Origin of the sequence: Phenylobacterium sp. (genome assembly GCF_030693625.1) — a bacterium.
GTDB lineage: Bacteria > Pseudomonadota > Alphaproteobacteria > Caulobacterales > Caulobacteraceae > Phenylobacterium > Phenylobacterium ferrooxidans.
The window spans coordinates 17,301-30,276 of record NZ_JAUYAF010000034.1 but is presented as its reverse complement, the minus strand read 5'-3'; the positions used below and the strand labels follow the sequence as shown (position 1 = coordinate 30,276).

Below are 12,976 nucleotides of genomic sequence, written 5' to 3'. Positions count from 1 at the left end.
TTTGGACCTGATCCGCGAACTCCCATACAGGCCAGCGCCGTCAAGGGTGCGTCAACAGGCCGGACAGATGGCAGCATCCGACCAAGCGACCAGAAGCTCTCAAATCCGCTCTTGCGCTGAAGGGGGCGTCCACAGATGGGAAGCGTGCTCATGCCTTTTGGTGCGGGAGGTCGCCCGTCCGGTCAAGCGCGCCGACTCCGGCCAAGCCCGCTTGACGGACGCAGCGGCGCCCCGCCAGCCTTCCGGCCAACAAGACAATGGGAGGACACCCGATGGCCTATGAATTCATCTCCGTGGAGCGCGAGGGCCCGGTCACGGTCTTCACCCTCAACCGCCCAGAGGTCATGAACGCGGTGCATTCGCCGATGCACTTCGAGATGGACGAGGCCTTCAACGCCTTCAACGCCGATCCCGAACAGTGGGTCGGCATCATCACCGGGGCCGGCGAGCGCGCCTTCTCGGCCGGCAACGATCTCAAGAACCAGGCCACGGGCGGCTCCATGGCCATGCCGCCCAGCGGCTTTGCGGGGCTGGCCCAGCGTTTCGACCTCAACAAGCCGCTGATCGCGGCGGTCAACGGCGTGGCCATGGGCGGCGGGTTTGAGATCGCCCTGGCCTGCGACATCATCGTGGCGTCCGACAATGCGGTCTTCGCCCTGCCCGAGCCGCGTGTGGGCCTGGCCGCCCTGGCCGGCGGCCTGCACCGTCTGCCGCGCGCCATCGGGACCAAGCGGGCCATGGGCATGATCCTCACCGGCCGCCGGGTTTCCGCCGCCGAGGGCCGCGAACTGGGCTTCGTCAACGAGGTCAGCACCCCCGCCGACCTGATGGCGACGGCGCGCCGCTGGGCCGGCCAGATCGCCGAGCTGTCGCCCATGTCCATCCGGGCCTCGAAGGAGGCAGTCTATCGCGGCCTGGACGAGCCGACCCTCGAAGGCGCCATCGCCGGACAGAACCGCTACCCCGCCATCTCGGCCCTGTTCCGCTCGGAGGACTTCGTGGAGGGGCCTATGGCGTTTGCTCAGAAGCGTACGCCCAACTGGAAGGGGAAGTAGGTAGCTGACAGACCCTGTCAGCAGGGTGGCTGTAGGTCGAAGCTCCAGCTTGAGGAGCTATCATGCCTGCGGCCGCCCAGACCTCCCGCCACGCCTTCGATTTCAATCATGGGGACTGGATCGTCACCAATCGCCGCCTGAAGGGGCGGGGAGCCGGCTCCACCGACTGGGATGTGTTTACGGCGCGACAGCGCTCGGACCTGCGGCTCGGCGGCATGTGCAGCCTCGATGAGATCGACTTCGCCGCACAGGGCTTCAAGGGCATGACCTTCCGCCTCTACAGTCCAGGGCGCGACGAGTGGACCATCTGGTGGATCACCGACCGTGACGGGGTGATGCAGCCGCCGGTAATGGGCCGCTTCGAGGGGACGCGCGGGACCTTCCGCGGCGAGGACATGGACGGCGACCGCCCGGTCCAGGTGATGTTCGACTGGCAGACCGCAGATCCCGATGCGCCACGCTGGAGCCAGGCCTTCTCCTATGACGGCGGGAAGAGCTGGGAAACCAATTGGATCATGGAGTTCCGCCGTCCGTGACGCCGGCGTCAACTTTATCCAGGGTGACGCCGCGTCCGGTCTTGTGTCGGGCGCCGAGGCCAGTAAGGGTGGCCCAAACCTAGGGGAGGGCCGCTGTCATGGACCGCTACGACTACATCATCATCGGCGCCGGTTCGGCAGGGTGTGTGCTGGCCAACCGCCTGACCGAAGACCCGACGGTGAAGGTCCTGCTGCTGGAAGCCGGGACCAAGGACAATCACCTGATGGTGCGGATGCCGGCCGGGGTCGGCGGCCTGATCGGGAACAAGGGCACCTACAACTGGGGCTTCTGGACCGAGGAAGAACCGCACCTCAACAACCGCAAGCTCTGGTGGCCGCGGGGCAAGGGGTGGGGCGGGTCCAGCTCCATCAACGGCATGATCTATATCCGCGGCCATGCGCGCGACTACGACCAGTGGCGCCAGATGGGCCTGCAGGGCTGGTCCTACAAGGACGTGTTGCCCTATTTCAAGCGCTCGGAAAGCCTGGAGGGCGGCGGCGACCAGTGGCATGGCGGCGACGGTCCGCTGGCGGTCACCAAGGCCTCGGACCCCAACCCGATCTACAAGGCGACCATCGAGGCCGGTCGTCAGGCTGGCCATAAGGTCACCAGTGATTTCAACGGTTTCCAGCAAGAAGGTTGGGGCCCGTATCAACTGACGATCAAGGGCGGGGAGCGCTGGAGCGCGGCCAAGGGCTACCTGCATCCGGTCCTCACCCGCGCCAACCTCACCTGCCTCACCGGCGCGCGGACCACCCGGATCATCATCGAGAACGGCCGGGCCACCGGGGTGGAGTTCCTCGACGACAAGCAGGTCAAGCAGGTGGTCCACGCCGACCGCGAGGTGCTGCTCAGCGCCGGCGCGGTGCAGTCGCCTCACATCCTGCAACTGTCTGGGATCGGCGACCCTGAGGAATTGACCCGGCACGGCATCCCCGTCGTCCATGCACTGAAGGGCGTGGGCGCCAATCTGCAGGACCACCTGGACGTCACCCTGTCCTGGGAATGCCCGCTGCCCATCACCGTCTTCTCCGCGCGCAAGGGCATCAAGACCGCCCTGATCGGGCTGAACTACCTGCTGTTCAAGAAGGGCCTTGGCTCCAAGCAGATGCTGGAATCCGGCGCCTTCCTGAAGTCGCGCCCCGACCTCGACCGCCCCGACCTGCAGGTGCACTGCGTGCTGGCCGTCATGCAGAACCACGGCAAGTTGCAGGTGGCCAAGGACGGCTTCACCTTCCACGTCTGCCAGCTGAGGCCCGAGAGCCGGGGCCGGGTGGGGCTGAACTCCGCCAACCCGCTGGACGATCCGGCGATCTTCGCCAACTACCTGGCGACCGAGGAAGACCGCCGCGCCCTGCGCGAGGGGGTCAAGATGATGCGCGAAGTGGCGCGGCAGCCGGCGCTCGACAAGTATCGTTCCACCGAACTCTTCCCCGGCGAGCAGGTCCAGACCGACGCGCAGATCGACGCCTGGATCAAGCAGGTAGCCGAGACCATCTACCACCCCGTCGGCACCTGCCGCATGGGGGCGGCCGACGACGAGATGGCGGTGGTGGATGGCGAACTGAAGGTGCGCGGCGTCGCAGGCCTCCGGGTCATCGACGCCTCGGTCATGCCGACCCTGGTGGGGGGCAACACCAATGCGCCCACCATCATGATCGCCGAAAAGGCCGCCGACATGATCCGCGGCAAAGCCGCCCTCCCAGCCGACGAGGCCCCGGTCTACGAGGACGGTCAGTAGGCGGCCTGACACTCGCAAGCTTCTTCCACGGTCCGGCGGTCCGTGGAGAAACTTCTGCTCACGATTGCGCGGACTCGGCTGTGGTGCGTTCCTATGGGCGCACCACACGCCTATCTCATGCCGTGAGTGAGGACGCCCCATGGACACCCCGCCGCCGCCGATGCCCGTGGGCTCGGCCCTGGACCTGATCGGCCGCACGCCGATGATCGAACTGGCCGGCTTCGACACCGGTCCCTGCCGTCTGTTCATCAAGCTGGAGAGCGCCAATCCGGGCGGCTCCATCAAGGACCGCATCGCCCGCTCGATGATCGAGGCCGCCGAGGCCGACGGGTCGCTGAAGCCAGGTGGGACCCTCGTCGAGGCGACCGCGGGCAATACGGGCCTCGGGTTAGCCCAGGTCGGAATTCTGAAGGGTTACAAGCTGTTGCTGATCGTTCCGGACAAGATGTCCCGCGAGAAGATCCAGCACCTGCGGGCCATGGGCGTGGACGTCCGCATCACCCGCTCCGACGTCGGCAAGGGCCATCCGGAATACTATCAGGACATGGCCCAGCGGCTGGCGGCCGGCATCCCCGGCGCGGTGTTCATCAACCAGTTCGCCAACCCGGCCAATCCGCTGGCCCATGAGACCTCCACGGGCCCGGAGATCTTCGCGCAGATGGGCGGCGACCTGGACGCCGTGGTGGTGGGGGTCGGCTCCGGCGGCACCCTGACCGGCCTGGGCCGCTACTTCGCCAAGGCCTCGCCCAAGACGCAGATGGTGCTGGCCGACCCAGTGGGGTCGATCCTTGCGCCTCTGGTCAACACAGGCGAGACCATCGAGCCCGGCTCCTGGGTGGTGGAGGGGATCGGTGAGGATTTCGTCCCCGACAACTGCGACCTGACCCTGGTGTCCAAGGCCTATTCCATACCCGACAGCGAGAGCATCGGCGCGGCCCGCGCCCTGCTGTTGAAGGCCGGCGTGCTGGGGGGCTCGTCGTCCGGGACCCTGTTGGCCGGCGCGCTGCGCTATTGCCGCGAGCAGACGCAGGCCAAGCGGGTGGTGACCCTGGTCTGCGACACGGGCTCGAAGTACCTCTCCAAGGTCTACAACGACAGCTGGCTGGCCGAGCAGGGGCTGACCGCCCGGGAACTGCACGGTGACCTGCGCGACCTGATCGCCCGCGCGCCAGGGGAGGGCGGGGCCGTGACCGTGGGACCCGACGACACCCTGCTGACCGCCTACAACCGCATGCGGCAGGCCGATGTCTCGCAGCTGCCGGTGCTGGATGATGGCCGGCTGATCGGGCTGATCGACGAGAGCGACCTGCTCGACGCGGTGGAGGACCGGCGGCCCGACAAGCGCTTCGCCCAGCCGGTCAGCTCCGCCATGACGGCGCGGCTCAACACCGTCCAGGCCCATGAGCCGCTGGAGGCCTTGCTGCCCATCTTCGACAAGGATCAGGTGGTTCTGGTGCTGGACGGGCGCGAGTTCCTGGGCCTGATCACCCGTATCGATCTCATCAACTATCTGAGGCGCGCAGCGTGAGCGACGGCAAGAACCGCTTGGATTTCAACACCCGCGCCATCCATGGCGGGCAGTATCCCGACCCCAGCACCGGGGCGGTGATCACCCCGATCTACGCCACCTCGACCTACGCCCAGTCGAGCCCCGGGGTGCACCAGGGGTTCGAGTACAGCCGCAGCCAGAACCCCACCCGCTTCGCCTTCGAGCGGGCGGTGGCGGACCTGGAGAGCGGGGTGAAGGGGTTCGCCTTCGCCTCGGGCCTGGCGGCCATCGCCACCCTGCTGGACGCCCTGGATGCGGGGGACCACGTCATCGCCTCCGACGACCTCTATGGCGGGTCGTTCCGGCTGTTCGACAAGGTCAGGAAGCGCTCGGCGGGGTTGGAGTTCAGCTTCGTGGACCTCAGCGACCTGGCCGCGGTGGAGGCGGCGATCCGGCCGAACACCCGGCTGCTGTGGGTGGAGACGCCCACCAACCCGCTGCTGCGGCTGGCCGACCTGGAGGCCCTGGCGGCGCTGGCGAAGCGGCGCGGGATCATCGCGGCGGCGGACAACACCTTCGCCAGCCCGGCGGTGCAGCGGCCGCTGGAGTTCGGGTTCGATGTGGTCATGCACTCCACCACCAAGTACCTCAGCGGGCACTCCGACATGGTCGGCGGCTGCTTGGTGGTGGGGGAGAATGCCGAGCTCTCAGAACAGCTTACCTTCCTGCAGAACGCGGTGGGGGCGGTCGCCTCGCCCTTCGACAGCTTCCTGGCGCACCGGGGGGTGAAGACCCTGGGGCTGCGGATGGAGCGCCACTGCGCCAACGCCATGAAGATCGCGACCTGGCTGGAGGGCCGGAGGGGCGTCGAGCAGGTGATCTATCCGGGGCTGGCCAGCCACCCGCAGCATGAGCTGGCCAGGCGCCAGATGACCGGCGGGTTCGGCGGGATGATGTCGGTGGTCGTGGATGGAGGACTCGAGGCTTCCCGATCGGTGCTCGAAAAGACCCGGCTGTTCACCCTGGCCGAGAGCCTGGGCGGGGTTGAGAGCCTGATCGAGCACCCGGCGATCATGACGCACGCTTCCATACCGGCCGACACACGCCGACGTCTGGGCATCCATGACGGACTGATCCGGCTGTCGGTGGGGATCGAGGACGCCGACGATCTGATCGCCGATCTGGACGAAGCTCTCGGCTAGACAAAACGACCGGTCGTGCTAAAAAGCGGGCATGGGAAAAGGCGCGACCACACGTGAGGCGATCGTCAGCCAGGCCCTGGACCGGGCGGTTCAGGTGGGCCTGTCGGGGCTTTCGCTAGGGCCGCTGGCCGAGGACCTGAACCTGTCGAAGAGCGGCCTGTTCGCGCACTTTAAATCCAAGGAAACCCTGCAGTTAGCCGTGTTGCAGGAGGCCATCGACCGGTTCACCGACCGGGTGGTCGAGCCGGGCTTGAAGACCCCGCGGGGGCGGGCGCGGATGGAGGTGTTGATGCACCGCTGGTTCGACTGGGTCGAGGGGGAGCCCGGCATGCGCGGCTGCCTGTTCGCGGTCGCCGCCCAGGAATATGACGACCGCCCCGGCGCCATCCGCGATCTGCTGGTGGGGTCCCAGCTGCGGTGGCAGGAGACCCTTGCGCGGGTTGCAACCGACCTGCCCAGGGGCGGACCGATGCCGGCCGACATGTGCCAACAAGTGGCCTTCGAGGTGACGGGGAGTGTCCTGTCCTTCCAGCAGCAAACCAAGCTGTTCAAAGCGCCCAGTTCGCGGGCCCGCGCCGAGGAGGCGTTGGCCCGCATCCTCGATGACGCGGAGACAGCGGTCTGAATCGTCTCAGGTTTTGATCAAAAAATAGCACGAACGGTCGTGCATGATGGAGGGATGGGTGTGAAGGTCTATAGCGGTCCGATGAGTTTCTACGGCGCCAAGGTGCTGATCGCGGCGATCGAGAAGGGGCTGCCGATCGAGGTGGAGTTCCTGGGCTTCGACCTGCGCAACCCCACCCCCTATGGCCGGCACGACGAGGTCGACCGGATCAATCCCAAGCGGCAGGTTCCGGTGCTGATAGACGGTCCGCTGGAGCTGTTCGATTCGACGGTGATCGCCGAGTACTTCGAGGATCTGGTCCCGAGCCGGCCGCTGTGGCCGGCAACCATCCGTGACCGGGCCCGGGCCCGGCTGCTGGAGATGAAGATCGACGAGATCTGGTTCCCCAAGATCCTGCGGCTGCGCGACCTGCGCTGGACGCCCGACGCCGCCGAGAGCGCTGAGTGCAGGGCGGTGGTGCGGGCCTTCTATGAGGGCCTGGAGGAAACCCTCGGAAACCGAGACTTCCTGGTGGCGTCCTTCTCCAACGCCGACATCGCCGCCTATCTGGCCCAGCTCTTCGCCGCCATGCTGGGGGAGCCGATGCCGGCCGAGTTCAAGGCGCTCAACGCCTGGCGCAAACGGATCGAGGCGCGGCCGAGTGTAGCCAAGGTCTGCGGCGACATGCTGGACCACCTGGCGGCCGCCCGGTTCCCGGTTCCGCAGTTCGCGGCATGAACCTGTGGCTCTCTTCGCGGACGCTGCGACCTGAGCGGGGAGGCGCTCGCCTAGTCCGCCGGCGGCAGGTGTTCTGCGATGCGTTGAAGTAGAGCCGCGGCGCCGATGGGCTTGGAGACGAAGTCGTCCATGCCGGCCTCCCGGCACTCGCTGACTTCGTCGGGCGACGCCGCGGTGACGGCGATGATGGGGATGGCCGAGAGCGGGCCGGGCAGGGCGCGGATGGCGCGGGTCGCCTCAAGACCATCCATCCGGGGCATGTGCACGTCCATGAGAACCATATCGAAGCGGCCGGTTTTCACTGCGGCGACGGCGGCGACGCCGTCCTCGGCGAATTCGTAGCGCAGGCCCGCGCCCTCCAGGACGATGCCCGCCACGCGACGGTTCAGGGGGTGGTCCTCGGCGATCAGAATCAGCGGGTCGCCGGACGCTGGCGCCTCCCCGGGCTCGCGGAGAGCGACGGTCGGCGATGGCGGGGCGACTGCGTCGGTCACCTCGAAGGGGATCTCGCACACGATGCGGGCGCCGCCCTCAGGCGCGTTCTCCGCCCAGATGCGTCCGCCCATGAGGGTGACCAGCTCGCGGCAGATGGTCAGGCCCAGGCCCGTGCCCCCGTGCTTGCGCGTCGTGCCGGCGTCGGCCTGGATGAAGGGGTCGAACAGTCGCTCGCGCTGATCCTCCTCGATGCCGGGGCCACTGTCGGTCACCTCGAAGCGCAGGTTCGAGCCGCGTCCGATTCGGCGGGCGGCGAGGGTGACCTGGCCGCGATCGGTGAACTTGATGGCGTTGTTGACCAGGTTCGAGAGCACCTGCCGGAGGCGTCCGGCGTCGCCGAGGAGGGTGGCGGGCAGACGGCTGAAGCTGACTTTCAGGGCGATGCCCTTGGCTTCGGCGGCGAAGCGCCAGACATCGCCCACGGCGGTGACCGCCTCGGCGGGTGTGAAGGGGCCCGGATCCAGCAGCAGGGCGCCGGCCTCCACCTTGGCCAGGTCCAGCACCTCGTTGAGAATCGACAGCAGACCCTGGCCGGAGGAGCGGATGATGGTGACCAGCTCCAGGTCGTCGTCCGTGAGGTCCCGGCGTGACAGGGCCTCGGCCACGGCCAGGATGCCGTTGAGGGGGGTGCGCAGCTCGTGGCTCATGGTGGTGACGAATCGCGACTTGGCCTGGTTGGCGACCTCGGCGGTCCGGCGCGCGGCTTCGGTCTCGAGGGCGAGGGCCTCCAGGGCCGCTTTCTGGGTCGCGAGACCGACGCTGAGGGTTTCCAGCTCGAAGACGGTGCACCGCAATTCGGCGTTGGCGGCCCGCAGCGCCTCGTCCACCTGCAGGCGCTTGGTGATGTCGCGGCAGGCGCCGATGAACATGCGCTCTCCGCCGATCACGGCCTCGCCGATCGAGAGCTCGATGGGAACGGTGTGGCCCAGGCGATGGCGCAGGGGCAAGGCGCGGGGCCCGACATAGAGAATTCCGCTGACCCCGCTCTCCAGGTAGCGCTCGATCTGGCCCTGATGGCTGCTGTGATAGGGCTCATCCATTAGGACTTGGATCGGCCGACCGACCAGTTCGTCCTCGGTCCAGCCGGTCAGGCGGGCCGCGGCCTCGTTGGCCCCCTCGATCATGCCGTCGGTGCGGATCACGATCATGGCGTCGGCCGCGTGGGTGAGAATCGCCCTTAACCGATCTTCCAGGGCCCGCAGCTTGGCGATCCCCGCCTCCCGCGCGGTGACATCGTTGACGCTCAGAACCAGCCCACGCTGCAGGCCATCGACGCGGCGGGGCAGGAAAGAATACGCAGCATCCGGTTCGCGCCGGACGGGGCTGAAAGCTTTCGCATGCCCGCCTGACCCGCCAGGGCCGCCTCCACCAAAGGGGCGATCAATGCGGCGTCGGTGACGTTGAAGAGATCGATCAGCCGGGCGCCGGTCTTGCCGGGCCACCCCGCATCGGCCCCCTCGCGGGTGACGCCAGCGGCGGAGACCAGATGCAGGTGCTCGTCGAAGTCCAGGGCGAGCAGGGAAAAGGAATGCTGGAAGAAGGTTGTCGCAGGGGCGTGGGCGAGGGCGTCGCGAACCCGAGCCTGCGCACCCTCAGCCGCAACTTTCTGATCTGGCATCAGGATCCTCGAATCACTCGGCAATCCCTCAGCTTCAGGCCAAGCTTAGGGCTCGGGTATCCTACCCATGGCCTGGCCATGGCCTGGCCAGGCGGGCGAAACGCCAAGCCGATGTGCGCCAGATCAAGGCGGGGCGGGCCCGCGCGGCTCAGTGGCTAGCCGTTCGGCCAGGTGACGAAGCCGCGCTAGACCCCTACTGCCGAAGGGCCTGCGCGACCCCGCCGGGGATTCTTGGAGATATCCGCAGCCATGCGCGCCGTGATCGTCAGCAGCCAGCCGCTCTGCCGCGACGCCCTGTCCGCGGTCGCGCGCGACGATCTGGCCGCCGAGGTGGTGGCCGTCACCGACCTGGCGCAGGTCAAGCGCGAGCTGGAGCCGGACCTATTGGTGCTGGACCTTCCGGCGGAGGCCGATGCCGGCCGCTGGATCGCTCGCGGCGCGCAGATCCCGGCGGGGTGTCATGTGCTGGTGGTTCCGCATCGCGACCTGGCGCTCGCGCGCCTAGCCCACGCCCAGGGCTACAAGGGGCTGTTGCCGAAGAGTTCGGAACGGCCGCTGATGGCCGCGGCCCTGCTGCTGGTCCTCGCCGGGGGCGAGTACTTCCCCTGCTTTGAGGAACTGGTGGCCGGGGCGACGCCGGACCTGGAGCCGGGTTCCGCCCGACTGTCGAATCGTCAGCGGGAGGTGCTGGCCGTGATGGGGCAGGGGCTCACCAACAAGGAGATCGCCAAGCAGCTCGGCATCTCGATCGCCACGGTGAAGCTGCACGTGCAGGCGATCCTCGCTGCGACTGGCGCTCGCAACCGCACCGAGGCGGTGAGCCGGCTCAAGCAGGCGGATTAGGCCTCAGACCTCATCATTGGGGATGTTGAGCAGGACGCCGCAGGCCTTGCAGTGGACGGCGTCCAGGTCGTGGCGCATCAGGCCGCAGTCCTGGCAGGTGAACCGCACCTTGTGTGGCCGCAGCAGGGCCTGGGCCAGGCGCACGAAGAGGGTGAAGCCCGACAGCATGATCGCGATGGAGAGCAGCTTGCCCGAGGGACCGGGCAGGGTGACGTCGCCAAACCCTGTTGTCGTGACGGTGCTGACGGTGAAGTAGAGGGCGTCAACATAGCCGTGAATGTTCGGGTGATTGCGCGCATAGAAGGCGTAGACGAAGCCGGTGACGATGAAGAGATAGGTCACCAGGGTGGCCAGCGCCTTACTGGTCTCCTCCCAGCGCGTGTTGTCGTAGCGCCGGGCGACGGTCTCCCAGAAGAAGTCGCTGTGGAACAGGGTCCATAGGCGCAGGACCCGCAGGAAGGCGAAGTTGGCTAGCCAGAGCGGGAAGAGCAGGGTGACCAGCACCGCCAGGTCGATCCAGAAGGTGGAGCGCCGGAACCACTGGGACAGGTGGGGGGCGGCAAGGGTGCGGGCGCCGATATCGATGGCGACGATCACCGCGATCACATAGTCGAGGATCAGGAAGACGGGCCGGTCGCGCACCATCGGGGTGATGATGAAGAAGCCGATCAGCACGAAATCCAGGGCGATGACGCCGAGCCGGAAGCGGACCGCCCCGGGGCTTTCCCCGTAGAACAGGTGGCGCAGCCAGACGCGCAGGCGCTGCAGCCGTGAATCACGGTCGTGGGGAATCGCTGGGGCGGGATTCTTCGGAGCCATGCGCCATCAAACGCGCGAAACCGTCTGTGTCATGTGATTCTGTCTTGTCTGAGATCATCCCCAGGCGCGGAGCGCCGATGTGGGGGAGGCGGATCGACAGCTCCCCCAGAGGGGAGCCTCTTGGCGTCTTCGCATCCAGTTCGTGTTTCCCAGCGTTCCGCCTTGCATGAAATCACGCTGGCCATCTGAATTGTGGATCGTGCGGCACGGGGAGAGCGCGGGGAATGTGGCCCGCGACCTGGCCCACGCCTCGGGACTGGGACGAATCGACATCGCCGAGCGCGACGTGGACGTGCCGTTGAGCGACCTGGGCGAGGAGCAGGCGCGCGCCCTGGGGCGATGGTTCGCCGACCAGCCCGTCGGCGAGCGGCCCGAGGTGGTGCTGACCTCGCCCTATCTGCGCGCCATCCATACCGCTGAACTGATCGGCGAGGCGGGCGGCCTGGCGGATCGGTCCGCCACCCGCTGCGTCGACGAACGGTTGCGGGAGCGGGAATTCGGCATCCTGGACCGGCTGACGACCCTGGGGGTCAAGGACCTGCATCCCGACCAGGCGGCCATGCGAGCTTCGCTCGGCAAGTTCTATCACCGCCCGCCGGGGGGCGAGAGCTGGTGCGACGTCATCCTGCGGCTGCGCAGCATGCTCGACACCCTGAGCCTGCACCACGCCGAGCGCCGGGTGCTGATCGTCGGGCACCAGGTGGTGGTGCTGTGCCTGCGCTACCTGCTGGAGGGCCTGAACGAGCAGCAGATCCTGGAGATCGACGCCGAGGGTGATGTGGCCAATTGCGGGGTCACCCAGTACCGCTTCGAGGCCGGCGAGGGCCATGACGGGGCGCTGCGGCTGGAGCGCTACAATTTCACCGCCCCCCTGGAACGGGCCGGGGCGCCGGTGACCTCCGCGCCGGACGCGATCGTGGCGGTGCGATGAGTACGCCGACCGTGATCGACCTCGCCCTGCTGAGGAGCCTGGCCCTGCCAAGCCTGGCCGGCGACAGCGACAAGGACGCCCGGGGCCGGATGCTGGTGGTGGCCGGTGGGGCTGAGGTTCCGGGCGCCGCCGTGCTGACCGGGGTGGCGTCCCTAAGGGTCGGGGCCGGAAAGCTGCAGATGGCGGCGACCGCGGCCTATGCGTCGCCGCTGGCCTTCGCGGTTCCGGAATCGCGGGTGATCACCGTGGCGGCCTTGCCCAATGGCGACATGGCGGCCTCGGCGGCCGACGAACTGGCGCCGGTGCTGAGGCGGACCGACGCGGTGGTGGTGGGCCCCGGCATGATGGACGAGCTGTGCGCCGGGGAGCTGGCCTCGCGGCTGATGGCGGCGGCCAGCGGCTGCGGCTTCGTGCTGGACGCCGCGGCCATGACCGGCGTGGGATCGGTCTCGGCGGCGGCGCGATCCCTGGGCGGCCGACTGATCCTGACGCCCCACGCCGGCGAGATGGCGGCCCTGACCGGCAAGTCGAAGGACGAGGTGCAGGCCGACCCGCTGGGGGTGGCGCGCGACCTCGCCGCCTCGTTGCAGGCGGTGGTGGTGATGAAGGGCGCCGACAGCTTCGTGATCTCGCCGGACGGGCGGGCCTGGATCCATCGCGACGGGGTGGTGGGGCTGGGCACCTCCGGATCGGGGGATGTGCTGGCCGGCGTCATCGCTGGCCTGCTGGCGCGCGGCGCCGCGCCAACGACGGCGGCGATCTGGGGCGTGTTCCTGCACGGCCGGGCCGGGGCGCGGCTGAGCGAGAGGGTTGGGCGCCTGGGGTTCCTGGCCCGCGAACTGCCGGGCGAAATCCCGCGGGCGCTGGCGGAGGTTGAGGGGTGACCGCACGCCCTGAGGCGCCC

The 12,976-nt window shown here is 68.1% G+C and carries 13 protein-coding genes; 10 read left to right on the top strand and 3 right to left on the bottom strand.

The features are described from left to right. Positions 1–272: 272 nt before the first annotated feature. The 7 genes from Q8N10_RS07480 (at position 273) to Q8N10_RS07450 (ending at position 7,366) form a co-directional block, all read left to right on the top strand. A complete protein-coding gene (locus Q8N10_RS07480) occupies positions 273–1,055 on the top strand; it encodes an enoyl-CoA hydratase-related protein (RefSeq protein WP_304781441.1) in 783 nt (260 codons plus the stop codon). Between the two features lie 62 nt (positions 1,056–1,117). Continuing rightward, positions 1,118–1,591 (top strand): DUF1579 domain-containing protein, encoded by a 474-nt coding sequence (locus tag Q8N10_RS07475; protein ID WP_304781437.1) that lies wholly within the window; start codon positions 1,118–1,120, stop codon positions 1,589–1,591. A 98-nt stretch (positions 1,592–1,689) separates the two neighbouring features. After that, positions 1,690–3,333, top strand: coding sequence for a choline dehydrogenase (locus Q8N10_RS07470; RefSeq protein ID WP_304781435.1), 1,644 nt, complete (start codon positions 1,690–1,692; stop codon positions 3,331–3,333). Positions 3,334–3,472: 139 nt separating this feature from the next. After that, positions 3,473–4,861, top strand: coding sequence for a pyridoxal-phosphate dependent enzyme (locus tag Q8N10_RS07465; protein WP_304781432.1), 1,389 nt, complete (start codon positions 3,473–3,475; stop codon positions 4,859–4,861). Then, positions 4,858–6,024 (top strand): cystathionine gamma-synthase, encoded by a 1,167-nt coding sequence (locus tag Q8N10_RS07460; protein ID WP_304781429.1) that lies wholly within the window; start codon positions 4,858–4,860, stop codon positions 6,022–6,024. Before Q8N10_RS07465 ends, Q8N10_RS07460 begins: the two co-directional genes overlap by 4 nt. A 31-nt stretch (positions 6,025–6,055) precedes the next feature. After that, positions 6,056–6,649: a TetR/AcrR family transcriptional regulator gene (locus tag Q8N10_RS07455; protein ID WP_304781425.1), complete on the top strand. Its 594-nt coding sequence runs from the start codon at positions 6,056–6,058 to the stop codon at positions 6,647–6,649. Between the two features lie 60 nt (positions 6,650–6,709). Next, positions 6,710–7,366, top strand: coding sequence for a glutathione S-transferase family protein (locus Q8N10_RS07450; RefSeq protein ID WP_304781422.1), 657 nt, complete (start codon positions 6,710–6,712; stop codon positions 7,364–7,366). Positions 7,367–7,416: 50 nt separating this feature from the next. Here the strand turns inward: Q8N10_RS07450 and Q8N10_RS07445 are convergent, their stop codons facing one another. Both Q8N10_RS07445 and Q8N10_RS07440 read right to left on the bottom strand, forming a co-directional pair. Then, the gene (locus Q8N10_RS07445) at positions 7,417–9,054 is read right to left on the bottom strand and encodes a PAS domain-containing hybrid sensor histidine kinase/response regulator (RefSeq protein ID WP_304781443.1); all 1,638 of its coding nucleotides are present in this window, start codon (positions 9,052–9,054) and stop codon (positions 7,417–7,419) included. Between the two features lie 50 nt (positions 9,055–9,104). After that, on the bottom strand, positions 9,105–9,479 hold the full coding sequence (locus tag Q8N10_RS07440; RefSeq protein ID WP_304781446.1) for a hypothetical protein: 375 nt from the start codon (positions 9,477–9,479) through the stop codon (positions 9,105–9,107). 249 nt (positions 9,480–9,728) lie between these two features. On the opposite strand from Q8N10_RS07440, the gene Q8N10_RS07435 reads away from it, so the two are divergent. Then, positions 9,729–10,322, top strand: coding sequence for a response regulator transcription factor (locus tag Q8N10_RS07435; protein WP_304781419.1), 594 nt, complete (start codon positions 9,729–9,731; stop codon positions 10,320–10,322). Positions 10,323–10,325: 3 nt separating this feature from the next. Here Q8N10_RS07435 and Q8N10_RS07430 read toward each other — a convergent pair whose 3' ends face one another. Continuing rightward, positions 10,326–11,141 carry a potassium channel family protein gene (locus tag Q8N10_RS07430; RefSeq protein ID WP_304781416.1) on the bottom strand — a complete coding sequence of 272 codons (816 nt, stop codon included), beginning with the start codon at positions 11,139–11,141 and terminating at the stop codon, positions 10,326–10,328. 166 nt (positions 11,142–11,307) lie between these two features. Here Q8N10_RS07430 and Q8N10_RS07425 point away from each other — a divergent pair, with 166 nt between their 5' ends. Both Q8N10_RS07425 and Q8N10_RS07420 read left to right on the top strand, forming a co-directional pair. Then, positions 11,308–12,072, top strand: coding sequence for a histidine phosphatase family protein (locus tag Q8N10_RS07425; RefSeq protein ID WP_304781413.1), 765 nt, complete (start codon positions 11,308–11,310; stop codon positions 12,070–12,072). Next, positions 12,069–12,956, top strand: a complete 888-nt coding sequence (locus Q8N10_RS07420) for an NAD(P)H-hydrate dehydratase (RefSeq protein WP_304781410.1) — start codon at positions 12,069–12,071, stop codon at positions 12,954–12,956. The genes Q8N10_RS07425 and Q8N10_RS07420 overlap by 4 nt, the downstream gene beginning before the upstream one ends. Positions 12,957–12,976 lie beyond the last annotated feature (20 nt).

Bases quoted from the DNA above. Each gene is read 5' to 3' on its own strand.
- Q8N10_RS07420 (WP_304781410.1), top strand. From the start codon at position 12,069: ATGAGTACGCCGACCGTGATCGACCTCGCCCTGCTGAGGAGCCTGGCC.
- Q8N10_RS07430 (WP_304781416.1), bottom strand. From the start codon at position 11,141: ATGGCTCCGAAGAATCCCGCCCCAGCGATTCCCCACGACCGTGATTCA.
- Q8N10_RS07475 (WP_304781437.1), top strand. From the start codon at position 1,118: ATGCCTGCGGCCGCCCAGACCTCCCGCCACGCCTTCGATTTCAATCAT.
- Q8N10_RS07440 (WP_304781446.1), bottom strand. From the start codon at position 9,479: ATGCCAGATCAGAAAGTTGCGGCTGAGGGTGCGCAGGCTCGGGTTCGC.
- Q8N10_RS07455 (WP_304781425.1), top strand. From the start codon at position 6,056: ATGGGAAAAGGCGCGACCACACGTGAGGCGATCGTCAGCCAGGCCCTG.
- Q8N10_RS07480 (WP_304781441.1), top strand. From the start codon at position 273: ATGGCCTATGAATTCATCTCCGTGGAGCGCGAGGGCCCGGTCACGGTC.
- Q8N10_RS07470 (WP_304781435.1), top strand. From the start codon at position 1,690: ATGGACCGCTACGACTACATCATCATCGGCGCCGGTTCGGCAGGGTGT.
- Q8N10_RS07425 (WP_304781413.1), top strand. From the start codon at position 11,308: ATGAAATCACGCTGGCCATCTGAATTGTGGATCGTGCGGCACGGGGAG.
- Q8N10_RS07465 (WP_304781432.1), top strand. From the start codon at position 3,473: ATGGACACCCCGCCGCCGCCGATGCCCGTGGGCTCGGCCCTGGACCTG.
- Q8N10_RS07435 (WP_304781419.1), top strand. From the start codon at position 9,729: ATGCGCGCCGTGATCGTCAGCAGCCAGCCGCTCTGCCGCGACGCCCTG.